The organism is Teichococcus coralli (assembly GCF_009829925.1).
Classification (GTDB): domain Bacteria; phylum Pseudomonadota; class Alphaproteobacteria; order Acetobacterales; family Acetobacteraceae; genus Pseudoroseomonas; species Pseudoroseomonas coralli.
Map to the genome: position 1 here is coordinate 18257 of NZ_SNVJ01000030.1, position 25368 is coordinate 43624.

19 protein-coding genes and 1 pseudogene are annotated in these 25368 nt (G+C 72.3%); 8 read left to right on the forward strand and 12 right to left on the reverse strand.

Annotated features, from left to right (window positions below):
* Positions 1–59 precede the first annotated feature (59 nt).
* Positions 60–638: a terminase TerL endonuclease subunit gene (locus tag E0493_RS21355; RefSeq protein WP_160939294.1), complete on the reverse strand. Its 579-nt coding sequence runs from the start codon at positions 636–638 to the stop codon at positions 60–62.
* Positions 639–859: 221 nt separating this feature from the next.
* On the opposite strand from E0493_RS21355, the gene E0493_RS21360 reads away from it, so the two are divergent.
* Positions 860–1312 carry a 3'-5' exonuclease gene (locus E0493_RS21360; protein ID WP_367614565.1) on the forward strand — a complete coding sequence of 151 codons (453 nt, stop codon included), beginning with the start codon at positions 860–862 and terminating at the stop codon, positions 1310–1312.
* Positions 1313–2017: 705 nt separating this feature from the next.
* Here E0493_RS21360 and pip read toward each other — a convergent pair.
* Positions 2018–2968, reverse strand: coding sequence for a prolyl aminopeptidase (gene pip, locus E0493_RS21365; protein ID WP_160939295.1), 951 nt, complete (start codon positions 2966–2968; stop codon positions 2018–2020).
* A gap of 293 nt (positions 2969–3261) precedes the next feature.
* Here pip and E0493_RS21370 point away from each other — a divergent pair, with 293 nt between their 5' ends.
* Both E0493_RS21370 and E0493_RS21375 read left to right on the forward strand, forming a co-directional pair.
* Positions 3262–3858, forward strand: a complete 597-nt coding sequence (locus tag E0493_RS21370) for a hypothetical protein (protein WP_235913937.1) — start codon at positions 3262–3264, stop codon at positions 3856–3858.
* 71 nt (positions 3859–3929) lie between these two features.
* On the forward strand, positions 3930–4850 hold the full coding sequence (locus E0493_RS21375) for a metal ABC transporter solute-binding protein, Zn/Mn family (protein ID WP_160939297.1): 921 nt from the start codon (positions 3930–3932) through the stop codon (positions 4848–4850).
* 87 nt (positions 4851–4937) lie between these two features.
* On the opposite strand, the gene E0493_RS21380 is transcribed toward E0493_RS21375, so the two are convergent.
* Entirely contained in the window at positions 4938–5516 is a 579-nt protein-coding gene (locus E0493_RS21380) for an outer membrane lipoprotein (protein WP_235913938.1), read from the reverse strand.
* 425 nt (positions 5517–5941) lie between these two features.
* On the opposite strand from E0493_RS21380, the pseudogene E0493_RS23805 reads away from it, so the two are divergent.
* Positions 5942–6385: pseudogene (locus E0493_RS23805) on the forward strand (lytic transglycosylase domain-containing protein); the annotation flags it as partial.
* Between the two features lie 655 nt (positions 6386–7040).
* A complete protein-coding gene (locus tag E0493_RS23995) occupies positions 7041–7589 on the forward strand; it encodes an SPOR domain-containing protein (RefSeq protein WP_160939298.1) in 549 nt (182 codons plus the stop codon).
* Between the two features lie 108 nt (positions 7590–7697).
* Here E0493_RS23995 and E0493_RS21395 read toward each other — a convergent pair whose 3' ends face one another.
* The 3 genes from E0493_RS21395 to E0493_RS21405 form a co-directional block, all read right to left on the reverse strand.
* Entirely contained in the window at positions 7698–8981 is a 1284-nt protein-coding gene (locus tag E0493_RS21395; protein ID WP_160939299.1) for a bifunctional folylpolyglutamate synthase/dihydrofolate synthase, read from the reverse strand.
* Complete coding sequence (accD, locus tag E0493_RS21400) at positions 8978–9976, reverse strand: acetyl-CoA carboxylase, carboxyltransferase subunit beta (RefSeq protein WP_160939300.1); 999 nt, start codon at positions 9974–9976, stop codon at positions 8978–8980. Before accD ends, E0493_RS21395 begins: the two co-directional genes overlap by 4 nt.
* Positions 9977–10117: 141 nt before the next feature.
* Entirely contained in the window at positions 10118–11890 is a 1773-nt protein-coding gene (locus E0493_RS21405) for a cation:proton antiporter domain-containing protein (RefSeq protein ID WP_160939301.1), read from the reverse strand.
* Positions 11891–12092: 202 nt separating this feature from the next.
* On the opposite strand from E0493_RS21405, the gene E0493_RS21410 reads away from it, so the two are divergent.
* Positions 12093–12440: a DMT family protein gene (locus E0493_RS21410; protein WP_160939302.1), complete on the forward strand. Its 348-nt coding sequence runs from the start codon at positions 12093–12095 to the stop codon at positions 12438–12440.
* 143 nt (positions 12441–12583) lie between these two features.
* On the opposite strand, the gene arfB is transcribed toward E0493_RS21410, so the two are convergent.
* The 5 genes from arfB to hemN all read right to left on the reverse strand — a co-directional run bounded on the left by arfB (position 12584) and on the right by hemN (position 18506).
* Positions 12584–13012, reverse strand: a complete 429-nt coding sequence (arfB, locus tag E0493_RS21415; RefSeq protein ID WP_160939303.1) for an alternative ribosome rescue aminoacyl-tRNA hydrolase ArfB — start codon at positions 13010–13012, stop codon at positions 12584–12586.
* 5 nt (positions 13013–13017) lie between these two features.
* Complete coding sequence (locus E0493_RS21420; RefSeq protein WP_160939304.1) at positions 13018–14130, reverse strand: NADH:flavin oxidoreductase/NADH oxidase; 1113 nt, start codon at positions 14128–14130, stop codon at positions 13018–13020.
* Positions 14127–14972 carry a DUF2272 domain-containing protein gene (locus E0493_RS21425; RefSeq protein WP_160939305.1) on the reverse strand — a complete coding sequence of 282 codons (846 nt, stop codon included), beginning with the start codon at positions 14970–14972 and terminating at the stop codon, positions 14127–14129. Before E0493_RS21425 ends, E0493_RS21420 begins: the two co-directional genes overlap by 4 nt.
* A 10-nt stretch (positions 14973–14982) precedes the next feature.
* A complete protein-coding gene (locus tag E0493_RS21430; RefSeq protein WP_160939306.1) occupies positions 14983–16941 on the reverse strand; it encodes a hypothetical protein in 1959 nt (652 codons plus the stop codon).
* 239 nt (positions 16942–17180) lie between these two features.
* Positions 17181–18506 (reverse strand): oxygen-independent coproporphyrinogen III oxidase, encoded by a 1326-nt coding sequence (gene hemN, locus E0493_RS21435; protein WP_160939307.1) that lies wholly within the window; start codon positions 18504–18506, stop codon positions 17181–17183.
* A gap of 213 nt (positions 18507–18719) precedes the next feature.
* Between hemN and E0493_RS21440 the strand changes: the two genes are divergently transcribed.
* Positions 18720–20120, forward strand: coding sequence for a xanthine dehydrogenase small subunit (locus tag E0493_RS21440; protein ID WP_235913939.1), 1401 nt, complete (start codon positions 18720–18722; stop codon positions 20118–20120).
* Positions 20117–22405: a xanthine dehydrogenase molybdopterin binding subunit gene (xdhB, locus tag E0493_RS21445; RefSeq protein WP_235913940.1), complete on the forward strand. Its 2289-nt coding sequence runs from the start codon at positions 20117–20119 to the stop codon at positions 22403–22405. Before E0493_RS21440 ends, xdhB begins: the two co-directional genes overlap by 4 nt.
* Before the next feature lie 83 nt (positions 22406–22488).
* Here xdhB and E0493_RS21450 read toward each other — a convergent pair whose 3' ends face one another.
* Entirely contained in the window at positions 22489–25281 is a 2793-nt protein-coding gene (locus E0493_RS21450; RefSeq protein ID WP_160939308.1) for a phosphoenolpyruvate carboxylase, read from the reverse strand.
* Positions 25282–25368: the final 87 nt, after the last annotated feature.

A 25368-nucleotide genomic window follows, 5' to 3' on the forward strand; every position in this document is an offset into this window, starting at 1 on the left:
GGCACGCTGACGCGCGGCGGCGCTCTGCTGGCGCTGAGCGGCTCGCCAACCGCGCTAACCTACAAGAACAGCGGCTCCGCCAGGAACCCGCCGAGCTCGGCCTCGTTCCCGGCGTCGCTCGTCGCCCGCCCCAGCGCCATGATCAGCGCCTTCGCCGCGTCGATCTTCTGCTCCGGCCGGGCCTTGCGCGGGTCGATGTTCGCTCCTGCATCGTAGTGCCCGACCACGTTCCCGATGCACCACTCCAGCACCGGGTTGCCGTCGTGCCGCAACCGCCCGGCCAGCATCGCCGCGCCCAGTTCCTTGGTCGGCTCCGACAGGTTGCCGGTGCGCATGGGGAACTCCACCACCGGCAGCCCGTCGGCCGCCAGCGACTGCCGCATCTGCCGCGCCTGCCAGGGGTCGAAGGCCAGGCTCCGCACCCGAAACCGCGCGGCCAAGCTGCGGAGATCCGCCTCGACGGCCTGCATGTCGGTCTCGTTGCCCGAGGTGACGCTGAGCCAGCCTTCCGCCGCCCAGCTCGGATAGGAGGGGTTGCGCGCCTCCAGCACCGCTGCCTCGTTCAGGTAACAGCGGACGAGGACATCGTAGTGCAGCTTGCCGTTCGGCCAGGAAGCGCGCGGCCGCCTGCTGGACATAGCGGCAAGCGGGAATGGTCCCCTCCCTCACCGCCTCAGCATAGGCCATCGCCTCGACCACGCCGGGGCAGGGCTCAGGCGCGGTCTTGCCGGCCATGGATCACCTGTAGGCGGGTCCAGGGGCTCTCGGGAGCCGGCGCCTCGGTCTGTCCCGGTGCCAGGCGCGGCCGCGCGGCCGGCGTGAACCCCACACCGTTTCGCTGTTCGACGGCCCGGTGCCGGTGATCGGGCTGTTCCGGAACGAGGCGGAGGAGGCCGCTGCCGTCGGTGCCTGGATCGCCGAGCGGCTGCGGGAGGGATGCGCCCCGGATGAGGTCGGCATCCTGGTTCGCCCGCAGGGCGAGGTCGCCCGCCCCCGGGCGGCGGTTAAGGCGGCCGGCGCGAAGGGTACGGAGTTCGACGAGAAGGTGGAGGTGGTGCCGGGCGCCGTCTCGATCAGCCAGATGCACTTGGCGAAGGGGCTGGAGTTCCGCGCGGTGGCCGTCATGGCCTGTGACGACGAGGTGCTGCCCCTCCAGGAGCGCGTCGAGAGCGTGACGGACGAGGCGGACCTCGAGGAGGTCTACGAGACGGAACGGCACCTGCTCTACGTCGCCTGTACCCGGGCACGGGATAATTTGTGGGTGTCCGGCGCGGGGGCGGGATCGGAGTTCCTGCGCGACGTCACTGGCTGACTGAGGAGCATTGGGGCGCAGAATGCCGGCAATGGAGATCGAGTTGGGGGCAGTCTCGCACCAACCTCCCAACCGAGATTCGAAACGTCCGGCCCGGTCTGCCCTGGTAAGCCGCTGTTCTGCATAGCTTTTGAAGCTTGGGACTAAATCGGCCAAGTCCCAAGGTCCGGAGAAATTCCGCCGTTCAGAGAGAGAATTCTGCCTCTCTCTGCTCCCGGCACTCCCAAGGTCCTCGCGCAATCCCAGGCGGAACCCGGGCTTCCAGGCGCCCTCGGCCCGACCAGAGAGCGAGTTCTCAAGAAGGAAATGGTGTCCGCGGCGGGATTCGAACCCACGGCCCCAGGATTCATCCCACTTCGGCTTTCGCCGCCGCCTGGAGAAAAATCTCCGGAGCGTTCGTGGTCTGGACTGTCCCTTCACCTTAGACCGAAGTCCTTAGGTGCCGCCCGTCCAGTCTCTACACCTTCCCCGACTTTCGCCGGGGCTTGGCTCGGGATCGGCAAGGCGGCTTATGCCGCCGAAGCGTTCCCCGACTTTGAGCGGATCCGTTGCGCCGTTTCCGGGCGCAACGCCCAATTCAATAGGAATCCTGTGCTCTATCCAGCTGAGCTACGCGGACATCGCAAGTCGCGGGCCCTTATAACCCAGGCCACGGCATTCGGGAACCTCTCTCCACACGATCTGGGGGAAGGGAGAGCGCCCTTGTCACCCCTTTCGGCGGAACCGCTCCACCGCCGCCACCAGGGCCGTGCGCACGCCAGGCTCGAGTGCTGAATGCCCGGCATCCGGCACCAGCGTCAGGCGGGCGCGTGGCCAGGCAGCGGTCAGGTCGAAGGCGCTCTCCGCCGGGCAAACCATATCATAGCGCCCCTGCACGATTTCCGCGGGCAGGTGGGCGATGCGCTCCATCCGGCCGAGCAGCCCTTCCGGCGGCAAGAAAAGGTTGTGGGCGAAGTAGTGCGCCTCGATACGCGCCAGCCCCAGCGCCGTCCGGTCCTGCGCGAAGCTCGCCACCGTTTCCGGGCTGGGCATCAGCGTGCTGCACAGCCCCTCATACTGGCTCCAGGCCCGGGCCGCCGCGAAATGGACCTGTGGGTCGGGGTCGGTCAGGCGCTTGAGATAGCCGGCCAGGAGGTCGTCGCGCTCCGCCTCGGGCAGGTGCTCGGCGAACTGCGCCCAGGCATCGGGAAAGACGCGGCGCATGCCGTAGAGGAACCAGTCCACTTCGCGTGGCCGGCCGAGGAACACACCGCGCAACACGCAGCCCATGACCCGTCCCGGATGTGCCTGGGCATAGGCGAGGGCCAGCGTGGACCCCCAGGATCCGCCGAACAGCAGCCATTGCTCGATGCCGAGGAAACGGCGCAGCGTCTCGATGTCGGCCACCAGATCCGGCGTGGTGTTCCCCGCCAGTTCACCGAGCGGGCGGGAGCGGCCGGCACCCCGCTGGTCGAAGATGACGATGCGCCAGAACTGCGGATCAAAGAAGCGGCGGTGCACCGCCCCTGCCCCGGCCCCTGGGCCGCCATGCAGGAACAGCACCGGCTGCCCCCGCGGGTTGCCGACCTGTTCCCAATACATCACATGCCCTCCCGATAGCGGCAGCAGGCCGGTCTCGTAGGGTGCGATATCAGGGAAGAGGTCGCCGCGGGGCATGGCCGATGTTTGGCGCGACAGCGGCGCCGGCGCAACATCGGCGCAGCACTTCCATCATCTTCCGGCAAGCTGCCCCTTCGCGCGAGGCCGCTTCATGCCTAGTTTGGAGAACGATGGCGACTTCCTCACCCTCTGCCGGCTCCCCTTCCGCCGGCTCCCGGATTGCCGGCGCGGCAGGCGCCCTGCGTTGCGCGGTGTGCGGCAGCGAAAGCCGGCAGACCCAATTCCGCCCCGCACCGCCGGAACAGGCACCGGACCTCGATCTGCGCCCGGGCGAGCCCCTGCGCGGCACCATGGCGCGCTGGCTGCAGCAATGCCCGCATTGCGGCTATGCCGCGCCGGATATCGGCCGCGCCCACCCGGCTGCGGCGGAAACCGTGGCCGCCGCGCCGTTCCGCGCGCTGATCGCCGATACCAGCCACCCGCCCCTGGCCCGGCGTTTCCTGGCCTGGGCCTATGTGCTGGAGGAGACGGGCGCGCTGCACGCCGCGGCTGAGGCCACGCTGCATGCCGCCTGGGTGGCCGATGACATGAACCGCCAGGACCTAGCCACCGCCTGGCGCCGCGATGCGGTGGCGCTGTGGCGCGCCGGTCCGGCGTTGGATGCCGAGCAGACGGTGCGTGTGATTGACGCCTTGCGCCGTACCGAGGACTGGCCGGATGCCGCCGCCACCGCCGAGGCACTGGCCGCCAGCGCGCCGGAAGAGGCGGTGGCGCAGGTGGTCGCCCTGGAGCGGCGGCTGATCGGCGAGCGGGATGCGGGACGCCACACCCTGGCCAGCGCCCTGCCGCCGCCGGCGCGCCGGCCCCATGTCGCGCACCAGAAGATCCGCCGCAGCCGGAGCGAAGGCCTGTGGTCGCGGCTACGCCGGATGTTTCGGAAGGATTGAAGACCGGCAGGCCGCTTGCGGAGAAGTCCGTCAGGCAGCAATGATACATTATAACGTATCTGGAGCTGCCGATGCACCGCCGCACCCTGCTCGCCCTGGCGCTCGCGACGCCCGCCCTGGCCAATGCCCAGGCCGCGCCTCCCGTGTCTGTTGTCGCCTCCTTCTCGATCCTGGGCGACATGGTCCGGCAGATCGGCGGCGATCAAATCGCCGTTCATGTCATCGCCGGGCCGGATGTGGACGCGCATGCCTTCCAGCCGCGTCCGTCCGATGCCCAGGCGCTTCGCGGCGCGGCGCTCGCGGTGCGCAACGGCCTGGGCTTCGACGCCTGGATGGACCGCCTGCTGCAGGCCGCAGGCGCCACCACCACCGTGACGGCGACCGAAGGCATTTCGCCGCGCCGCCCCTCCGGAGGCGAGGGGCATGACCATGGGCATGGCCGCGCGCACGGGGCGGATGCAGCGGACCCGCATGCCTGGCAGGATCTGCGGCGCGGCGCGGCCTATGTGCGCAACATCGCCGCCGCGTTGCAGGCCGCCGATCCCGCTCGCGCCGAAGACTACCGGCGCCGGGCGGAGGCGTATCTGCGCCGCCTGGACGAGCTCGACGCCTGGGTGCGGAGGCAGGTCGGCACCGTCCCTGAGGCACGACGCAAGGTGGTCACCAGCCATGACGCCTTCGGCTACTTCGGCGAGGCCTATGGCGTGCGCTTCCTCGCGCCCCAGGGGGTGAGCACCGACAGCGAGCCCTCCGCGGCCGAGGTGGCCCGGTTGATCCGCACGCTGAAGCGGGAGGGAATCACCGCCGTCTTTCTGGAGAACATGGCCAGCCCGGCAACGCTGCGGCGGCTGGCCGCGGAAGCGGACGTCAAGGTGCGCGGCCGGCTCTACGCCGATGCGCTTTCGCCTGCGGATGGCCCGGCACCGACCTATGAGGCCATGTTCCGGCACAATGTCGGCCTGCTGGTCCCCGCGATGCGCGCGGAGGGCTGAGGCAACCGCCGCCCGGTTCTCAGGCGGTCCGCGGGGTTGCCGCGCGCCAGGGGAGTTCCCTCCCCCGGCGTTCCGGACATGGCCGCCTCAGTATTTCGGGCCGCCATAGTTGGCGCCGCCGTAAGCCGCGCCATAAGCCGGCGCGGCGGCGGCGGGCGGCGCATAGGCGCCGGGCGGCGGGCCGCCGGCGGCGCGGCTGATGCGGGTGCGGTCACCCCGCGAGATAACCACGCGGTCGCCAGCCTGCAGGCCTTCCTCGTTGGTCTGCACCACCGAAATGTCGCCGCCCTGGTCCTCGCGGATGAAGAACTCGACAGCCTGCCCTCCGCTCGCGCCGCGCCCGATGGCGTTGCCGGCGAGGCCGCCGAGCACCGCGCCGCCCAGGCCGGCCAGCGCGTTGGAGCGCCAGTCGCCGCCGATGAAGCTGCCGGCAACGCCGCCGGCCACGGCGCCGGCGGCGGTGCCCACGCCCGAGCCGCCACCCTGAAGCTGCACCGGACGAGTGCCGACGATGGTGCCGTAAGAGACGGAGGCGGCGCGGCCCAATGTGGCGGAGCTATAGGTGGTGCCGGTCTGTTGCGGGGCGCAGGCGGCCACCGTTCCGCTCAGCAGCAGCACGCTGAGAGCGACGCGGCCCAGCCTGCCGGCGGTCCTATGCGAAGCCATGATGTACTCCTGATCCTTCTTCCGGCCGCGGCTTCCAGGCAGATCTTGCCCTGCGGCCGTGAGGCTAGAGGTGGCGGCCATGGGCATTCCTGTCCAGCCCCGAGACCCCGCCGCGAGGGCCGGAAGCACTTCGCCCGGCGCGGCAAAGCCCGTCACAAGCGCGGGAGAAAGCCGTCCAGGGGCGTTCTCCCCTGAGTGGGCGCCTTCGGCAGGACGCACAGACGAGGCTTGCGCTAATCCTCTGTCTCCTTTAGCGATTTGCGGGCAGATGTTCTGCTGAAACCTTAGCCCGGAACTGCTTCCGGATTCGCAGGCGTGGGGGCGCCGGCGGTCCACCCAAAGGAAGCAGCCCGCCGGGCCCTGACGGAGAACCGGGGATGACTCCGTTCCTGAACGCTCGGATGGCGCCGGGGGGGCGCGTCCGAATGCTGGCCACGCTTTCCTTGGTCGGCCTTCTCGCCGCCTGCGGCAGCAGCCAGCAGGCGCGCCTGAGCACGGGCGCCGCCGCCGAGGCCGCCGCCTGGCCACAGCCGACAAGCTATGAGCCTCCCGGGCCGTCCAGCGACCCGTGGGGACCCTATGTCAAGGAGGCTTCCCGCCGCTTCGACGTTCCGGAGCGCTGGATCCGCGAGGTGATGCGGCAGGAGAGCGCCGGGCGCGTCTCCGCCACCAGCCCCGTCGGTGCCATGGGCCTGATGCAGGTCATGCCGGGCACCTATGCGGAACTGCGCGCGCGCTACGGCCTCGGGGATGATCCCTATCATCCCTGGAACAGCCTGATGGCGGGCACCGCCTACCTGCGCGAGATGTACGACCTCTACGCCACGCCGGGCTTCCTGGCCGCCTACAATGCCGGCCCGCGCCGCCTGGAGGACTACCTCTGGAACGGCAGGGGCCTGCCGGCCGAGACGCGCAACTACGTGGCGCGCATCGGGCCGCGCATCGCCGGCGTGCACCCGAAGCACCGCGCGGCGCCGGAGGTCTATGCCGCCGCCGAACTGCCGCTGAGCATCCCGGCCGGCCCACGCCGCGGCGACGCCGCGACGATGCTGGCCCTGCGTGACCAGCGCAACGCCACCGACCCCGGCATCAAGGTGGCCAGCCTGCCGCCCGGCCCGGTGGTGCGGATGGAGCCGATCCCGGACGGCTCGACCTATGCCGCCGAGCCGGTCCAGGTGGCGAGCCTCGATCCCGCTTCCGGCAGCAACGTCGTGCGGATGGAGCCGATCCCGGACGGCTCGACCTATGCCGCCGAGCCGGTCCAGGTGGCGAGCCTCGATCCCGCTTCCGGCAGCAACGTCGTGCGGATGGAGCCGATCCCGGACGGCTCGACCTATGCCAGCCGCCCGGCGCCGCTGCCCGAGCCGCCGGCGCCCGCGCCGGTGGCCGTCGCGGTGAACACCCTGCCGCCGCCGGCGCCACCGGCCGCGCCGGTCCGCGCGCCGAGCCTGCTGGCCGCCGCGAGCTTCGCGCCCCGGGCCNAGCCGCCCGGCGCCGCTGCCCGAGCCGCCGGCGCCCGCGCCGGTGGCCGTCGCGGTGAACACCCTGCCGCCGCCGGCGCCACCGGCCGCGCCGGTCCGCGCGCCGAGCCTGCTGGCCGCCGCGAGCTTCGCGCCCCGGGCCGCCGCGGCTGCCCCGGCGCCGGTCGTGGCGCCCACCACCGCGCGAATCGCCACCGCCTTCGCCGAGCCGCCCCGCCCCGCCCCGGCGCCCCGCAGCAGCGGCTTCAGCCTGATCAGCAGCGCCAACGCGGCAACCCTGGCGCCGCCGGCCCATGTGCTGCGGCTGCCCGGCAAGAGCGCCGCGCCCGCCGCCGCCCCGGCCACCGGAAACTGGGGCGTGCAGGTTGGCGCCTTCGCCAGCGCCAACCTTGCGCGCGCCGCCGCCGGGGAGGCCCGCGGCCGCCTCGGCATCGGCAGCGCGCGGCCCCATGTGGAGCCGGTCGCGCAGTCGCACGGAACGCTCTACCGCGCCCGCGTGCTCGGCCTGTCGCGCGAGAGCGCCCAGGCCGCCTGCGAGAAGCTGCGCAGCGCCGGCGCCTGCATCATCGTCTCGCCGGAAGCGCAGGGCTGAACGGACGGAGACAGGGGGCAGGCCTCCCTGCCCTCCCGGGCGGGAACCTGAGGTTCCCGCACCTCCCATCAGAAAAGGCCGGGGAAGCTTTCCCCGGCCTTTTCCGCTTCAGGCGATGGTGGTGCCGTCCGCCTTCAGCACCTCGCCTGCAAGGTAGAGGCTGCCGCAGATCAGCACCCGCCCCGGCGGTCCGCTCCCCGCCGCGATGGCGCGCAGCGCATCGGCCACTTCGGGGCCGGGGCGCGCCACTCCGCCACTGGCGGCGACGATCTCCTCCACCGGCATGGCCAGATGCTGGCCCGGCTCGGCCACCGCCCAGAGCGAGTCGGCCAGCGGCACCAGCGGCGCCAGGAAGTCGGCCGAGGCCTTGCCCCTCTTCATGCCCACAACCAGGTGGCGCGGCCGGTCGGCCCAGAGCGGCAGGTGCTCCGCCAGCGCCTGCCCGGCGCCGGCATTGTGGCCGCCATCCAGCCACAGCTCCCATCCCGCCGGCAGCAGGGTCGCGAGCGCCCCATGCAGTCGCTGCAGGCGAGCCGGCCAGGTCGCAGTGGTCAGGCCGGCGGCGATCGCCGCCTCGCTCAGCCAGGGCGGGTTCCAGCCACGCAGCGCGGCGATGGCGATGCCCGCGTTGTCCAGCTGGTGCGGCCCCGGCAAAGCGGGGCGCGGCAGTTCCATGATGCCGCCCGGATCGGCGTAGCGCAGGCCTGTCTCGGTCCAGCTGGCCGTCCAGTCCTGGTTGCGCACGGCCAGCGTCACGCCAAGCCGTGCTGCCTCATCCTCCAGCACCATCAGCGCCTCGGGCGCCTGCTGGCCGGTGGCGGCGGGCACGCCCCGCTTCAGGATGCCGGCCTTCTCGGCGGCGATGGCGGCCAGCGAGTCCCCCAGGAAGTCCATGTGATCCATGGAAATGCTGGCGATGGCGCAGGCCACCGGGCGCTCCACCACGTTGGTCGCGTCGTAGCGGCCCCCAAGCCCGACTTCCAGCACCAGCAGATCGGCCGGCACCCGGCTGAACAGCAGCAGCGCCACCGCCGTCGTCACCTCGAAGACGGTGATCGGCGCGCCGGCATTGACCGCCTCCACCTCTTCCAGCGCCGCCGTCAGCGCCTCTTCCGACACCAGCATGCCGGCGAGGCGGATGCGCTCGTGGAAGCGCACGAGGTGCGGCGAGGAATAGACATGCACCCGCTGCCCCGCGGCCTCGGCGATGGCGCGCAGAAAGGCGCAGGTCGATCCCTTGCCGTTGGTGCCGGCGACATGGATCACCGGCGGCAGCTTGCGCTCCGGGTGGTCCAGCGCCGCCAGCAGCCGCTGCAGCCGCTCGAGGCTGAGGTCGATCAGCGTCGGGTGCAGCGCGTGCAGGCGGTCGATGATGGCTTCGGAGCGGCTCACGCCTCAGGCACCGCCTTCGGCACGGGGCTGGCCACCGGCTTGACGGCGGGCGCGGAGGGCGGCGCCGGCACGGCGGCAGCGGACTCCGCCGGGGCCGGTTTCTCGGCCGCGGCAGCCTCGGGCTTCTCCTCCGGCGCGGCCAGGGCCAGCAGCGGCTCGCGCAGCAGGCTGATCACGCGCGCCAGCGTGTCCCGCATCGCGCCGCGCTTCACCACCATGTCCAGGATACCGTGCTCCAGCAGGTACTCGGCGCGCTGGAAGCCTTCCGGCAGCTTCTCGCGCACGGTCTGCTCGATCACCCGGGCGCCGGCGAAGCCGATCAGCGCGTTGGGCTCGGCGATCTGGATGTCGCCCAGCATGGCGAAGCTGGCGGTGACGCCACCCGTGGTCGGGTCGCAGAGCACGACGATGAAGGGCAGCTTGGCCTCCTTCACCATCTGCGTGGCGATCACGGTGCGTGGCATCTGCATCAGGCTGACCGCGCCCTCCTGCATCCGCGCCCCGCCCGAGGCGGTGAAGACGATCAGCGGCGCGTCCTGCAGCACGGCGAGCTTGGCGGCGGTGACGATGGCCTCGCCCACCCCGGCCCCCATGGAGCCGCCCATGAAGCCGAACTCGAAGGCGGCGACCACGGCGCGGCGGCCCTCGACGGTGCCATGCGCCACCACCACGGCGTCATCCATGCCGGACTTGGCCTGCGCTTCCTTCAGCCGGTCGGCATATTTGCGCTGGTCGCGGAAGCGCAGCGGGTCAGCCGGGGCCTTGGGCAGCTCGATGCGCTGGAAGCCCGGGTCGAGCGTGTATTCCACCCGCTTGAGCGCCGGGATGCGCATGTGGTGGCCGCAATGCGTGCAGACATGCAGCGACCGCTCAAGGTCGCGGTGAAAGATCATCTGCTCGCAGGCCGGGCATTTGTGCCAGAGATTGTCCGGCACCTCGCGCCGGCCCAGCCATGTCTGGATCTTCGGCAGCGCCCATTCGCTGATCCAGTTCATGCGGATCCTCTTTCCATTGTCTCAAGCTCTGGCGGTGGAGCGTCCTAGGCCCGGTGGCGGGCGAAAGGCAAGACCCGGCCGCCAGCCCGGCCAAACCGGCAAAAGAAAGACGGGACTTCGGGGGCGTTCCTTCCCCCGAGCTTACCCGCCCTGTGCCCCTGCCCTGCCGCCCTCAGCCTTGCGCGCATGGGCCAGCATGCCGCGGGCGATCTCCCGCTCGCCCATGACCGTGAGCGTGGCGCCGAGTTGCATCAGGTACTCCGCCTCCGGCTCGCCATGGACGCGGGCCAGGATCTCGATGTCCGGATTGGCGGCGTGCGCCTGCTCCACCACCTGCCCCGCGTGGAAGCTTTCGGCAATGGCGACGAAGAGGCGCACGGCCGCGGCAAGGTTGGCGGCCCCGAGCACCTCGGGATCGGCGGCGTTGCCGAGCAGCGCCTCCAGCCCGTCGGCACGGGCGGCTTCCACGGCCTCGCGCCGCTCCTCGATCACCAGCACCGGCTGGCCCGCCTCGCGCAGCCCCTGGCCCACCAGGCTGCCCACGCGGCCATAGCCGACCAGCACCGCGTGGCCGGTGAGCCGGGTCGGGCGCAGGTCGGTGGCTTCCTCGTCCTCCGGCGCCTCGGCCGGCGGCGTGGGAGCAGGCGGCGGCGCGGGCGCCGGACTGGTCTCCGGAGGGGGCGCCGGCACCTGGGCTGGCGCGGCCCGGCCCACCACGCGCTCAAACAGGATGAAGGCGAAGGGATTGCAGAAGATGGACAGGATGGCGCCGGCCAGGATCAGGTCCCGGCCCTCTTCCGGCAGCATGCCGAGCGCCACGCCCAGTCCGGCCAGGATAAAGGAGAACTCGCCGATCTGCGCCAGGCTGGCCGAGATGGTCAGCGCCACGGAGCGCGAACGGCCGAAGGCGCGCACGATGGCATAGGCGGCGATCGACTTTCCCACCAGGATGATGGCCACCGTGCCGAGCAGCGCGAGCGGCGCCGTGACGACCACCTCGGGGTTGAACAGCATCCCCACGGAGACGAAGAACAGCACCGCGAAGGCGTCGCGCAACGGCAGCGTCTCCTCCGCCGCGCGGTGGCTGAGCGGGCTCTCGGCCAGCACCATCCCCGCGAAAAAGGCGCCAAGGGCGAAGGACACGTCGAACAGCAGGGCCGCGCCATAGGCCACGCCCAGCGCCACCGCCAGCACGGAAAGGCGGAACAGCTCGCGCGAGCCGGTGTGCACCACCCAGTGCAGCACCGCCGGAATGACCCGTCGCCCGACCAGCAGCATCACCGCCATGAAGGCGGCGACCTTGCCCAGGGTCAGCAGCAGGATGCCGGCCAGGCCGAACTGGCTGGCGGCAACGGCGGCAGCGCCGTGCGCCCCAGGCGCGGCATGGCTGCCCATCGCGTCGGCGAGAGCGGGCAGCAGCACCAGGGCCAGCACCATCGCCAGGTCCTCGACGATCAGCCAGCCGACGGCGATCCGGCCGCGCTCCGTCTCAACAAGGCGCCGTTCCTGCAAAGCGCGCAGCAGCACCACGGTGGAGGCGACGGAAAGCGCCAGGCCGAACACGAAGCCGGCGCCCCACGACCAGCCCAGCAGACTGGCCAGCCCCATGCCCATCAGCGTCGCCACCCCGATCTGCACCACCGCGCCAGGCAGTGCGATGCGGCGCACCGCCAGCAGGTCCCGCAGGGAGAAGTGCAGCCCGACGCCGAACATCAGCAGGATGACGCCGACTTCCGCCAGCTCGTTCGCCAGTCCCTGGTCCGCCACGAAGCCCGGCGTGAAGGGGCCGATCACCACCCCCGCCAGCAGATAGCCGACCAGCGGCGAGACGCGCAGCCGCTGGGCAATGGCGCCCAGAATGAAGGCGAGCGTGAGGCCGGCGCAGATGGTGGCGAGCAGCGGTCCCTGGTGCATGCGACTCCTGGCGAAGGTTGTGCAAGAGGGGAAAGAGCAAAACAGCGGTTGCGGTTCTTCCTAACTGCACAAAGCATCGCGTATCTTCAACTGCCATGGCCTTCGAACCGGAGTTTTTCCGGCAAGCGGCCGCCAATGGCGCCGCTTGCCGGGGGCGAAAAGGCGTTCGCCGCACCATCCGGCCGCACCTCAAGGGACCACCATGAACAGCACCCTCCTGTGGCCGCCTCTGCTGCTGCTCGGCTCCAACATGGTGATGACCTACGCGTGGTACGGGCACCTCAAGCACCCGTCCTGGCCCCTCTGGTTCGCCGTGGTGGCAAGCTGGGCCATGGCCTTTTTCGAGTACTGCCTGGCCGTGCCGGCCAACCGCATCGGCTATGGCGCCTTCACCGGGCAGCAGCTCAAGGTCATGCAGGAGGTGATCACGCTGATCGTCTTCGGCGGCTTCTCGGTGCTGGTGCTGGGCGAGCCGCTGCGCTGGACCTATTTCGCGGCCATGCTCTGCCTGGTTGCGGCGGTGGTGTTCATCTTCCTGCCGACGGGCTGACCGCAGGCGCACGCCTGGGGAGCGGGAGCGCGGCCTGCCCGGCACTCCACCGGACAGGCCATGCCCCAGACCCGTGTTCCGCCTGCACGCAAGGCAAGCCCGGGGCCGGGCCTCCGGGCCAGATCAGCTCCGGGAGGAAGGGCTCAGTCGGCCACCGGCTTGCCGCGCAGGCGCTTCACCGCGCCACGCTGCGTCTTGCCTTCCAGGCGGCGCTTCTTGGAGCCGAGCGTCGGCCGTGTCGGGCGGCGCTTCGGCGGCGGCGGCGCGGCGGCGGCCCGCAGCAGTTCCAGCAGCCGCGCGCGCGCCTCCTCGCGGTTGCGCGCCTGCGAGCGGTGCTCCTGCGCGGTGATGACCACCTCGCCCGCCGCGGTGGCGCGGTGCCCGGCCAGCCGCAGCAGCCGCTCGCGCACCGCCTCCGGGAGGCTTGGCGAGTTGCGGGCGTCGAACCGCAGCTGCACCATCGTCTCCACCTTCTGGATGTTCTGCCCACCGGCCCCGGAGGCCCGCGCGAAGCTCTCGACGAGTTCACCCTCGTCGATCGACAGGCGCGCGGTGACGGCGATCCGGGGCATGGCGGTCAGAGCGCCGGCGCGGGCTCGGCGACCGCCCGGTCGAGCGCCATCTTGCCGAGCGCGCTCCAGGCCCGGTCATACTGCGGCGGGATGCGCAGCGCCTCGGTGCGGCCCAGCCTGGCGGCGGCGTGCAGCGGCCAGTAGGGGTCGCGCAGCAGGGCGCGGGCCAGCAGGACCATGTCCGCCTTGCCCTCGGCGAGGATCTGCTGCGCCTGCTCCGGCTCGGTGATCATGCCGACCGCCGCCACCGGGATCTCCGCACCCGCGCGCACCGCCGCGGCGCCCGGCACCTGGTAGCCCGGTCCGACAGGGATCTGCGCCGGCACCAGCGCGCCGGAGGAGACGTCCACCAGGTCGATGCCCATCGCCTTCACCTGCCGCGCCAGCTCCACCGTCTCCTCGGTCGTCCAACCGCCCTCGGTCCAGTCGGTGTGGGAGAAGCGGATGGCCAGCGGCACCTCCTCCGGGATTGCGGCGCGCACGGCGGCGACCACCTCGCGCGTCAGCCGGGTGCGGCCGGCGAAGTCGCCACCCCAGCCGTCGTTGCGCTGGTTGGAAAGCGGCGAAAGGAACTGGTGCAGCAGGTAGCCATGCGCCGCGTGGATCTCGATGAAGCGGTAGCCGGCGGCGATGGCGCGCCTCGCGCAGGCGGCGAAGTCGGCGATCACCTTGCGGATGCCCGCCTCGTCGAGGGCGCGCGGCATGGCCAGGCCCGGGAAGGCGACGGCGCTCGGCGCCACCGGCTCCCAGCCATGCTCCTTCGCCAGCCCGCCGACCCAGGGCGCCGCCGCGCTGGCCTTGCGCCCGGCATGGGCGATCTGGATGCCCGGCACCGACCCGGCGCGAGCGATGGCGGCGGCCAGCTCGTGGTGCGCCGGGATCTGCGCGTCCTCCCACAGGCCCACGTCCTGCGGGGTGATGCGCGCCTCCGGGCTGACGCCGGTGGCCTCGACGATCACCAGCCCGGCGCCGCCGACGGCGCGCGAATGCAGGTGGGCAAGGTGCCACTCGGTCGGAAGGCCATCCGGCGCGCAGCTGTACTGGCACATGGGAGAGACGCCGATGCGGTTGCGAAGCGTCACGCCGCGCAGCGTCAGCGGCTCGAACAGGTCAGTCACGAAGCGGTTCTCCAGTTCCAGGGGGGCAGGCGCCCCAGTCGATTCTCGAGGACGGCGAACCAAGTGGGGCCATTCGCCGGCCGTGCCAACAGCCGGCCCGCCATGTCGGCCGGGAAACGCGACAGCGTGACCGCGTCCGCGACGTTGCCGCCGACCGCCTCCACCACGCCCGGCGCCACCGTCACGACGATGTCGCAATGCATGGGTCGGAACTGTCCGGCCTCCGCCAGCCGCGCCTGCCAGTGGCGCAGCGGCTGGGCGGAGCGGTCGGCGCAGATCAGGTCGCCCACCTCCGGCGCCCGGTCCGCCGGGTCATGCGGGATGAAGGGGGCGGTGGCGGGGAAGCGCTGGGCATCGGCCAGCAGGGCGTCGAGATAGAAGGCATGCGCCGCCGAGGGCGGGAACTCGCGCCGGTCCACCCCCGCCGTGCGCATCACGAAGCTGATGAAGGCGGCCGACCAGGCCGGCTCCTGCCACAGGCCGACCTGGAGCCCGGGCCGCGCCAGCGCTGCGGCATAGAGGACGCGATTGCGGGCGATGGGCCCGGCCCCTTCCGCCACCGCGCGCCAATAGGCCAGCACGCGGGGAAAGTTGGACAGCGCGCTCTCCGGTCCGGGCAGGCCAGGCTGGCCCTCGCGCGGCGCGTCGGAGGCGACCACGATGCGCCCCCAGTCCGACCACTCGGCCCAGGCAATGTGCAGCATCCGCTCGCGCACGCTCGGCGGATAGGGCAAGGGAGGCGGCATGGCCGGAGCCGGCGGCGCGGCGCAGGCCGCCGGCAGCAGCGCCAGCAACAGCGCGCAGGCGGCCGACCGGCGCCGCCATCGGGTCAGGAGCCGCATGGGCCACCGCTCAGGAAACGGCGGACGCGGCGCTGTCCAGGCCGGCGATGGCCGCATCCGCCTCCATCAGCCCCAACAGGACGGCGGGCTGCGTGGCGGCGTTGCCTTCCCCGGCCAGAGGGCTGGTCAGCGCCTCCAGCGTCTCGCCGAAGGGACGCAGCCGGGCCCGGAGTTGCCGCAGGCTGATGTCCTGCAGCGTCTGCAGCCGCATCAGCTCGCCGCCCTCCAGCGGCACCGCGCCGGCCTGATGGGCCACGCGCAGCGCCGCCAGCGCGCGCATCAGCAGGCCGAGCTTGAAGGACCAGAAGCCGCCGTCGTCCTCCCAGCGCCCGTCTGCCCGGCGGCTGCGCACGAAGGGCGTATCAAGGCTGTGCACGCCGCTCTCCAGCGGCACCTTGATGGTGCCGACCCGGATGGCGCCCATCGCCTGCCGCAGCGCCGGCGCCAGCCGCGGATCCTGCCGCCGCAACGCGAGCCGGGCCAATGCCAGCATCGCCGCGGCATGGCAGTCGAGATAGGCGGACTGGCCGAGATCGGCGAAGGCACCCCCGGTCTCGTCCGGGCGCCGCAAAGAGAGCAGCAGGTCGAGGCCATGCGCCAGCGCCGCCTCGTAGCGCGGCTCGCCGGTGGCCCGGTGCATGGCCTCCAGCGAGAGCAGCGTGAAGGCAAGCGAACGGAGATAGGTGCGCCCCGGGAGCAGCGTGTCGCCCTCCGCCATCGCGGTGAACAGCCCGTCCAGATGGCGGTCGTACCAGTCGCGCAGCATGTTGAGCCGCTCGGGAGGCAGCGCATAGGCACCGGTGCTGGCGAGCAGGACCTGGGTCGCCACCGCGTTCAGCGCGGTGCCATGGTCGGCGGTCAGGCCGGCATCCCGGCCCGAGAGCGCGGAGGGATCGTGCAGCACGCCGGCGTAGCTCGGCAAGGCGGCGATCAGCGAGCCGGCGGTCAGCAGCCGCGCCTCGTGCACCCGGAACTCCGCGCCGCCGGCCAGGCTGGGGCAGGCATAGCGGCTGAGCAGCCAGTGCAGCCGGCCGGAGCGGGTCTGCGCCTTCACGCTCAGCAGGGCCTCGGGCGAGAGCGGGCGCAGGTGCAGCCCGTTGGCGGCGCCGGGCGGCGCCTCCTCGATCAGGCTGACCAGTTCGACCGGCCCCTCGTGCAGCGTCGTCACCGCGCTGCCGGAGAACGGCACGAATCTGGGGCGGCGCTCGCGCACCAGGCCGGCCCGCAGCACGGGGCGGTTCTCCTCGCCGGAGAATTCGTCCACGGCCGTGGTCAGCCGCACATCCTCCAGCGTGAGGCCAGGCTCGGCGCGCAGCACCACGCTCATCAGCAGGCGCGGGTCCTGCAGGTCGATCCAGTACTCGTAGCGGAGGCGGCCGACCACCTGCTCCGTCTTGCGCAGCAGGCCGGAGGAAACCTTCAGCAGGCTCTCATGGAACAGCAGCACGCCCTCGGGGTGCTGCTCCAGCCCGCAGTCCACGATGCTGTCCTCGACGTCCAGGCAATGGCGGCGGCGACCGAGGCGGAACTCCACCAGATGCCCGGTATGGTGCACCTCGCGCCGGGCCGGCCCGCCCCGCACGGCCTGCCGCAGCACGCCGCGCGACAGGTCGCCGCGATATTCGTGGGTGGCGGTGGTGATCGCGAAGGCGCGCGGGTCGTCGTTCTCGACCACGCAGGCCGGGCCGGTGACACGGCGCAGCAGCAGCGGGCCGGTGCCCATGGCCAGCAGAAAGTCGGTCAGGCCGTCGGCGAGCCCGCCCCAGCGGGCCCGCAGCACCGGCAGGGACAGCATTTCCACCGCCGCCGCCACATCGGCCGTCCAGCACCACTCGGCGGTGGGAAAGGGCGCGTGGGTTTCGCAGAGGGCAGCGATCGCCAGGCCGTCCATCGGCACGGAGCGCAGAAGGTAGCGCTCCAGATAGGCGACCATACGATCGCGATCATCCTCGCGCAGCAGTTCCACCATCGGTGTTTCCCGGCTCCGTCGTAGTCTTGTCCCGCATGATAGGGTGAGGCTGCGCTTCGCGCACGCCGCCATGCCACCGAATGTTGCGATTATCGCCCAGGGCCGGCCAACAAAGGGTGTTTCCGGGCCGCTCGGGCTTCGCGGCCGCCTCAAAGCCCGTTTGAAGATGGTGCGGCGGAGGGCTGGCGAGGGATTTCTCGTGCCGGGCAGGAAGATCCGCCGCCATTCTCGACCGGGCTCTAAACCGCGCGGCTGTGACGCCCGGCGCCGGCGCCCAGATAGGCGTCGAAGGCTGCCGCGGCATGGCGCAGGAAGCGCCGTTCCGCCACCTCCAGCCGGCCGCCCCGCTCGGCCAGGATGCCATCGGCCAGCAGCGGCGCCAGCCGCGGGCGTGCGGCGGCGAGGATCGCCTCCGGCACCGAGGAAAGGTCGAGCGCCAGGTCGCACATCAGCCGCTCGATCAGGCCGCCGCGCAGCCGGTCCTCCTCGGAAAGCGCCCGGCCGCGCGCCACCGGCAGGCGCCCCGCCCCGACGGCGGCAAGCCAGGCGCGCTCATCCGGCAGGTTCTGCGCGAACCCCGCCGGCAGGCGGCCGATGGCCGAGGCGCCGAGGCCGAGCAGCACCGGGGCGGTATCCGTCGTGTAGCCTTGGAAGTTGCGCCGCAGGGTGCCTCCGGCGGCGGCGCGGGCCATCGCGTCCCCGGGGCGGGCGAAGTGGTCGAGGCCGACGCGGACATAGCCGGCGCCCTCCAGCGTCTCGGCGGCCGCCTCCGCCTGCGCCAGGCGCGCCGTGGCATCCGGCAGCAGCGCTCCGTCGATGGCCTGCTGCGCCGGCTTCATCCAGGGCACATGCGCATAGCCGAAGACCGCCACCCGGTCCGCGCCCATCGCGGCGGCGAAGGCCGCGCTGGCCCGGGCATGCGCCTCGGTCTGGCCGGGCAGGCCGTACATCAGGTCGAAATTGATGGCGGCGATGCCGACGGCGCGCAGCATGGCCACCGCCGCCCGCACCTGCGCGGCCGGCTGCGGCCGGCCAATGCGGGCCTGAACACCGGGGTCGATGTCCTGCACGCCCAGGCTGGCGCGGGTGGCGCCGCCGCGCGCCAGGCTTTCCACGATGGCCGGCGTCAGCACGCGCGGGTCCAGCTCCACCGCCACCTCGGCATCGTCGCGGAAGGAGAAGCGGCGGCGGAGCGCGGTGAACAGGTCGTCCAGCCCCTCGGCTCCGATCGCCGAGGGCGTGCCGCCACCGAGATGCAGCGCCGCCACGCCGCCATGGGCCGGCAGCGCCGCCGCCAGCAGCGCCGCCTCGGCCGTCAGCCCGTCCGCGTAGCGGGCCAGCCGGGCCTGCTGCCGCGTCACGCTGGTATGGCAGCCGCAGTACCAGCAGAGGCTCTGGCAGAAAGGGATGTGGACATAGAGCGAAAGCGCGTCCCCGGCGCCGATGGCGGCGAGCCAGCCGCGGTAGGCCGCCTCGTCCAGGGCGGTGAAGTGCGGCGCGGTCGGGTAGGAGGTGTAGCGCGGCAGGGCGGCGGCGGCGTAGCGGGCCAGGGCATCGGGCGACATGGGGCCATGGCTAGCGCCACACGGCATCCGCCGCCTTGCTCTGGATCAAGCCGGCAAAAGGTCAGGGGAAGGAATTCCTCCGGACCCCCATCCTTTCTCTGGCGGCTTCCGTGCTGCGCCTCGCCGACCCGGCAAGCTCGAAGGAGGGCGATCGGGGCTGGGGGGTTCATTCCCCCAGCCTTTGCTTGGCGCCCCGGCGCGGAATTTGCTTCGATGCGGTTCATGACCGGATGCATCACCTTCCTGCTCAACGGCGCGCCGCGGCAGCTTCCGGCGGAAACCCCGCCCGGCATGACGCTGCTCGACTGGCTGCGCGGCCCCGGCGGCCTGACCGGCACCAAGGAAGGCTGTGCCGAGGGCGATTGCGGCGCCTGCACCGTGGTGCTGGAGGAGGCCGACGGACACCGGGTGCCCATCAACGCCTGCCTGGCACTGGTCGGGCAGATGCATGGCCGCGCCGTGCGCACCGTGGAAGGGCTCGCCGGTCCCGCAGGCCCGCACCCGATCCAGCGCGCCATGGCCGAGGGCGACGCGACGCAATGCGGCTTCTGCACGCCGGGCATCGTCATGTCCGCCTGGGCGCATGCGCGCGAGGGCGGCAGCGCGCATGAGGCGCTGGCCGGGAACCTCTGCCGCTGCACCGGCTACCGGCCGATCCTCGACGTCTTCGCCGGGCTGGCGGATGACGGCGCGCCCAGCCCGACCCCGCCCGAGCTCGCCGATGCCACCTTCACCACCGAAGGGCAGGTCTTCCACCGGCCCGCGACGCTGGCCGGGGCGCTGATGCTGCGGGCGGCGCACCCCGCGGCGCTGCTCTGGGCCGGCGGCACCGATCTTGGCCTGCTGGCCTCGGAACACCGGCAGACGCCGCCCGCCATCCTCGGCCTCTCGGGCGTGGCGGAGTTGCAGGCGCTCGCCGTCGAGCCGGACCGCCTGGTGGTCGGCGCCGGCGTGACCTATGGCCGGCTGCAGCGGGCGCTGGCGGCAGCGCCGGAGCTGGCCTCCTTGATGGGACTGCTGACGCGGCTCGGCTCCCGGCAGATCCGCGGCATGGGGACGCTCGGCGGCAATCTCGGCACCGCCTCGCCAATCGGCGACATGCTGCCGCCGCTGATGGCGCTCGGCGCCGAGGTGGTGCTGGCCTCGGCGCGCGCCGGGGAACGCCGCCTGCCGGTGGCGGCGTTCCTGACGGGCTACCGGCAAACCGCCCTGGCGCCGGACGAGATCATCCTGCGCGTCCTCATCCCGCGCCCGCCGGCGGATGCGGTCCTTGTCTGCGAGAAGCTTTCCAAGCGGCACGACCAGGACATCTCAACCCTCTCGGCCGCCTTCCTGCTGCGGGTCGCGGAGGGCATGGTCACCGAGGCGCGGCTGGCCTTCGGCGGCATGGCGGCCACGGCTGCCCGCGCGCCGCAGGCCGAAGCGGCCCTGGCCGGCGCCCCCTTCAACGAAGCCAGCTTCGCCCTGGCGGCCGAGGCCTTGCGGCAGGACTTCGCCCCCCTCGCCGACTGGCGCGGCGGCGCGGGATATCGCCAGCAAGGGGCGGCGGGGCTGCTGCGGCGGCTCTACTGGCGGCTGGCCCGGCCTGACCTGGCGCTGGAGGTGCAGGCATGATGGACGGCACCCTCCCCTCCCCCAGCCGGACCGGCATGGGCGCGGCGCTGCGGCAGGACAGCGCGCTGAAGCACTGCACCGGCGAGGCGCGCTTTCTCGACGACCTGCCGGAGCCGCCCGGCATGCTGCACGCGGCGCTGGCGCTTTCGCCGGCGGCGCATGGCGTGCTGGCGCCGCTCGACCTGGCCCCGGCGCGCGCGGTGCCGGGCGTGGTGGCGGCGCTCGGCCCGAGCGACATCCCCGGCCGCAACGACATTTCCCCGAGTGGCCTGGCGGCGGAGGTGCTGTTCGCCGAGGGCAAGGTGGAGCACTGGAGCCAACCGCTGGCCGTCGTCGTCGCGACCACGCGCGACGCCGCCATCGCCGGCGCTGCCGCGCTGCGGCCGGGCATCGAGCCGCTGCCGCCGGTGCTCTCGGTGGAGGAGGCACTGGCGGCGAAGGCGCTGCTGATGCCGCCGCAGGTGATCGAACGCGGCAAATGGCAGGCGGCGCTGGAGGCCGCGCCCGTGAAGCTGCGAGGCGAATTCCGCTGCGGCGGGCAGGAGCACTTCTACCTGGAAGGGCAGATCGCGCTCGCCGTTCCCGGGGAGGATGGCGACATCGCCCTGCATTCCTCCACCCAGCACCCGACCGAAGTGCAGCACATCGCCGCCCGCGTGCTGGGCTATGACTACAACCGCATCACCGTGCAGTGCCGGCGGATGGGCGGCGGCTTCGGCGGCAAGGAAAGCAATGCCTCCTGGGTGGCGGCCGTCGCCGCGCTGGCGGCGCGCGCCACGGGGCGGCCGGTGAAGCTGCGCCTCGCCCGCAAGGCCGACATGGCGGTGACCGGCAAGCGCCACCCCTTCCTCTATCGCTGGCGCGCGGGCTGCGATGCGGAAGGCCGCCTTCTGGCGCTGGATGCCACCATGGCCGCCGATGGCGGGCACAGCCTGGACCTTTCCGGCGGCGTCATCTTCCGCGCGGTGACGCATGCGCTGAACGCCTATGACGTGCCGGCGCTGCGCGTCACCGGGCTGGCCTGCAAGACCAACACGGTCAGCAACACCGCCTTCCGCGGCTTCGGCGGCCCGCAGGGCGCGCTGCTGATGGAGGATGTTCTGTTCGCCGCCGCCCGCGCGACCGGCCTCCCGGTCGATGCGCTGCGCGAGCGGAACTTCGCCGGCGGCCCCAATGGCGGCGAGACACCCTATGGCCAGCCACTCGAAGGCGACCTGATCCGCCGCGTCTGGGCCGAGGCGAAGCAGGGCGCGGACTGGGAGCGCCGCCGCGCCGAGGTGGACGCCTTCAACGCCCATCACCCGACGCTGCGCAAGGGGCTCGGTGGCTTCGCCCTGGCCTTCGGGATCTCCTTCGGCATCACCGCCATGAACCAGGCGGGGGCGCTGGTGCACGTCTATACCGACGGCTCGATCCGCCTGAACCATGGCGGCACCGAGATGGGCCAGGGGCTGTTCATCAAGGTGGCGCAGGTGGTGGCGGAGGTGTTCGGGGTGGAGGTGGAGCGCATCCGCATCACCGGCACCTCCACCGCCGAGGTGCCGAACACCGCGCCCACCGCCGCGAGCACCGGCAGCGACCTCAACGGCTGGGCCGCGCATGCCGCCGCCAGCGCCATCCGCGGCCGCATGGCGGAGGCCGCTGCCGCCCTGTGGGGCGTGCGGGAGGCGGAGGTCGCCTTTGCGGAGGGGCACGTGCGCGCCGGCAACCACGCCATGGAATTCGGCGAGCTGGCACAGCATTGCTGGACGCGGCGGATCAGCCTTTCGGCCACCGGCTTCTACAAGACGCCCGACATCCACTGGGATGCTAAGGCCATGCGCGGGCAGCCCTTCTTCTACTTCTCCTATGGTGCCGCTTTCGCCGAGGTGCTGGTGGACCGGCTGACAGGCGAGTACCGCGTCACCCGGGCCGATCTGGTGCAGGATTGCGGCCGCAGCCTGAACCCGGCGGTCGACCGCGGGCAGATCGAGGGCGCCTTCATCCAGGGCCTGGGCTGGCTGACCTGCGAGGAGCTGTGGTGGGACGCCGCGGGCCGGCTGCGCACGCTCGGCCCCTCGACCTACAAGATTCCCGGCTCGCGCGAGATGCCGCCGGTCTTCAACCTGCGCCTGCTGGCGGACGCCCCGGCGCGGGCCAACACCATCTTTCGCAGCAAGGCCGTGGGCGAGCCGCCCCTGCTGCTGGCGACCTGCGTCTGGAACGCGCTGCGCGACGCCACGGGCGCCGCCCGGCTGGACCTGCCGGCCACGCCCGAGCGCGTGCTGGCCGCCTTCCGCCGCTGATCACGGCGTCGGGGCGCGTCCGGCAGGTCCTTCCGGCCTCCGCGGCGAGGACTTCAGGCGGCGGCGCCCTCCCCTTTCAGGCGCTACCCGAAGGCGCCGCATTCCAGTGAGATGATGGCGCTGACCTCGCGCACCATGCCGAACATCTCCCGCAACGGCCGGATGAATTCCCCCTCCTCCTGCCCATAGCCGCCATGGCGCGGCGCCGGCGGTTCGGCGAAGTCGAGCGAGGCGCCGGGCGGCTCGGCGGCGGGGAAGATTTCCTCCAGCAAGCTGACAGCCGCCTCCACGTCCAGGCGCAGCAGACGCTGGATCAGCGCCTCCCGCGTCACGGCGTGGCGCGGGGAGAAGTCGGGGATCGCCACGGCGAGCAGCCAGATGCGGTGGATCAGGCAGAGCCGGAGCGCATGCAGGGCGAACAGCCGGTCGCTCATGCGCGGCGCGCCGCCCGGCCAGGCCGCGCGCAGGGCCAGGTCATCCGCCTGCAGGCGGCGGAACACGGCACGCGCGGCGTCGCCGAGACGAGCTTCCTCCAGCGCGCGGGCGACGGCGAGGAAGGCCTCGACGCGGCCGTGGCTGCGGCTCTGGGCCGCGCGGGCGAGCCAGGTGCCGGGATCGAGGCTGGCGACGTAGCCGTGCAGCACGTCGGCGCTGGAAAGTGCGAGGCCGGCGCGGGTAAAGGCCATGGCATTGGCGAAGCGGGGGCTGCGGCGGATGAGGTCGGCGAAGGCCTCGGGTTCGTGCAGCGCCCCCTGCCCCAGCCCATGCATCAGGTTGGCCAGGAAGCCGAGCTGCTGCAGCACCGCGTTGTTGGGGATGGCGCGCAACTCGCGGGGGTGGCGGATGACGGCGGGACCGCCGGCGTCGCTCTGCCGATTGGCCGGCCGCGAGCCGGTGCGGTCGAGCAGGGCGGTCCCGAAAGCGCCGAGCAGGGCGGCATAGCCGGGATCCTCCACCAGCGCCGCGAAGGCGACGCGGGCCCCGGCGAACAGGTCGCTGGCGAAGCCGCCTTCAGCATAGACGGGGTCAGGCTCCCCCTGCGGAAGGGGCGCGAAAGCATGCTCGGCGATGCGGGCTACGGCGGCGCGCGCGAGGGTGGGGGTGCCGAAGAGCAGGTAGCCGTCGCCGCCCTGGAAGGAGGTTTCCAGCCGTGCCGGAATGTGCTGCGCAGCGAAGGCGGCACGCACGGCGGGAGGGTCGAGGTAGTCGAGGCGCGCGGCGAGGCCGTCGGGATGGCCGCCGCGGCCAAGCCCCTCGCCGTGGGTGTCGAACAGCACCACCTCCAGCCCCGCCAGCCCGTGCCGGCCGAGCAGGTCGAGGATGCGCAGCTTAAGCCGCTCGATGAGTTGCGTGGCGGCCGCCTGCCCGACATAGCGCCCGGAGTCGGAATAGCCGAACTGCAGGCAGAGGCGGCCGACGCGGCGCAAATAGGAACGCCAGTGCGAGCTGCGCAGCGCCTCCTCCACCACGCGCTCGCCGCGCCGTTCCAGCGCCTCGGCGGTCTCGAAGAGGGGGGAGATCTCGACATGGTCCTCGACGCCGGCCAGGCGTGCCAGCAGCAGCGCGGCCAGCAGGGTGTAGCCGCTCTCCGTCTCGGCGATGAGGAAGCGGAGGGGCTGGCTGGCGTCCACGTGCTTGGTGATCTGGGCAACCGTCATCATCAGGCGGGCGGCGGAGGCCTGCTCCGCCATCAGGCCGCCGAAATCCACCGCTTCCGGCCGGGCGTCCTCCAGCACGGTGTTGATGGCAGCGAAGAGGCCGCGGCGCCGTGCCGGGTCCTCCGGTCCGCTATCGAGATGGGTGAAGCGGAGGCGGGCGGCATTGTGCAACTGACTGGCGTTGAGCCTCACATGGGTCTGGGCCAGCGAAAGGCCGTGTGCCTTCAGGCCGGCGCGCGCGACGCAGAGAGCCAGGCGTGTCTGCTCATCCGGCGCGGCGGCGAGCGCGTCAGGAAACAGGGCCAGAAGGGGGGTGGGCGTCGTCAGGGCGGCCTCGCGCTGGGCGATCAGCGCAGCGGCGAAGGCCTGCACGGCAACAGGGGTGGCCGGACCGGCAGGCGGGCAGGCTTCGAGTTGCACCTGCAGCGCCTCCAGGGCGTCGGCGGTGCGCTGGCGCAGCGCGGCGGTGCAGGTCTCCGGCAGGGCGGCCAGTTGGGCCGCCAGGCGCACCAGCTGGAGGCGCTTCATGCGTAGCCGCAGGCGCAGCGTGTCGTGCCAGCCGATATCCGTCCGGCCGTCCGTATCGTAGCCAACCCAGGAAGCCAGAATGACCGGCCGGGGATCAAGCTGGGTCCAGCGGTCCGGCCAGATGGCGCGGGCGGTGGCGAGAAAGGCGGCGGCCAGCCGGTCCAGCGCATCCCGCCCGTTGGCGATGGCGAGGGCGGCCTGCTCGAATTCGTCCGCAAGCGTGGGTGGCTCGGGGCGCAAGGGGAAGGCGCCCGCGGGCGGCGAGCCGCCAGCCGCTAGCTCCGCCAGGAGAGCGTTGGTGGCAGGAGGCAGGCTGAAGGTGGGATGCGCGGTGAAAACGGCGGCCGCCCGCGGCCGCTCGCACGCGGCACGGAAGGCGGCGAAAGGAACTGGGCTGTCGGCCGGATCAGGCCGCGCGATGCGGGTGGCGAGCGCCGCGAGGGCAGCATCGGTGTCCGGGAACTCGTCGCCAAGGGCAAGGCTGATCCGGCGCGCCTTGTCGAAAAAGGCGGTCTGGCCGAGTTGCCGCAGGATCTGCGCGAGCTGATCCAGCGAGACACTCTTCTCCTCGACCATGCGGTTGAGGGCAAGCGCCAGCGCCAGGGCAGGTTGCGCCAGCGGCTCATTCTGCGCGCTGCTGCGGATGCTGCTGGCGAGTGCGACGAGGTCGAGCTGGCTGAATGGCGGCATGATGGATTCATGCTGCCTGTGGTGTTGTGTGGGTGTCTTGTTTTTTTGTGGGGTGCGGGGGATGCGGGGGCAGGATTTGAACCTGCG

What these genes read in the sequence shown, in the direction of transcription:
- E0493_RS21355 (WP_160939294.1), bottom strand. Translation starts at nt 638, where the DNA reads ATGTCCAGCAGGCGGCCGCGCGCTTCCTGGCCGAACGGCAAGCTGCAC.
- pip (WP_160939295.1), bottom strand. Translation starts at nt 2,968, where the DNA reads ATGCCCCGCGGCGACCTCTTCCCTGATATCGCACCCTACGAGACCGGC.
- E0493_RS21370 (WP_235913937.1), top strand. Translation starts at nt 3,262, where the DNA reads ATGGCGCGCTGGCTGCAGCAATGCCCGCATTGCGGCTATGCCGCGCCG.
- E0493_RS21375 (WP_160939297.1), top strand. Translation starts at nt 3,930, where the DNA reads ATGCACCGCCGCACCCTGCTCGCCCTGGCGCTCGCGACGCCCGCCCTG.
- E0493_RS21380 (WP_235913938.1), bottom strand. Translation starts at nt 5,516, where the DNA reads ATGGCTTCGCATAGGACCGCCGGCAGGCTGGGCCGCGTCGCTCTCAGC.
- accD (WP_160939300.1), bottom strand. Translation starts at nt 9,976, where the DNA reads ATGAACTGGATCAGCGAATGGGCGCTGCCGAAGATCCAGACATGGCTG.
- E0493_RS21405 (WP_160939301.1), bottom strand. Translation starts at nt 11,890, where the DNA reads ATGCACCAGGGACCGCTGCTCGCCACCATCTGCGCCGGCCTCACGCTC.
- E0493_RS21410 (WP_160939302.1), top strand. Translation starts at nt 12,093, where the DNA reads ATGAACAGCACCCTCCTGTGGCCGCCTCTGCTGCTGCTCGGCTCCAAC.
- arfB (WP_160939303.1), bottom strand. Translation starts at nt 13,012, where the DNA reads ATGCCCCGGATCGCCGTCACCGCGCGCCTGTCGATCGACGAGGGTGAA.
- E0493_RS21425 (WP_160939305.1), bottom strand. Translation starts at nt 14,972, where the DNA reads ATGCGGCTCCTGACCCGATGGCGGCGCCGGTCGGCCGCCTGCGCGCTG.
- E0493_RS21430 (WP_160939306.1), bottom strand. Translation starts at nt 16,941, where the DNA reads ATGGTGGAACTGCTGCGCGAGGATGATCGCGATCGTATGGTCGCCTAT.
- hemN (WP_160939307.1), bottom strand. Translation starts at nt 18,506, where the DNA reads ATGTCGCCCGATGCCCTGGCCCGCTACGCCGCCGCCGCCCTGCCGCGC.
- E0493_RS21440 (WP_235913939.1), top strand. Translation starts at nt 18,720, where the DNA reads ATGCGGTTCATGACCGGATGCATCACCTTCCTGCTCAACGGCGCGCCG.
- xdhB (WP_235913940.1), top strand. Translation starts at nt 20,117, where the DNA reads ATGATGGACGGCACCCTCCCCTCCCCCAGCCGGACCGGCATGGGCGCG.
- E0493_RS21450 (WP_160939308.1), bottom strand. Translation starts at nt 25,281, where the DNA reads ATGCCGCCATTCAGCCAGCTCGACCTCGTCGCACTCGCCAGCAGCATC.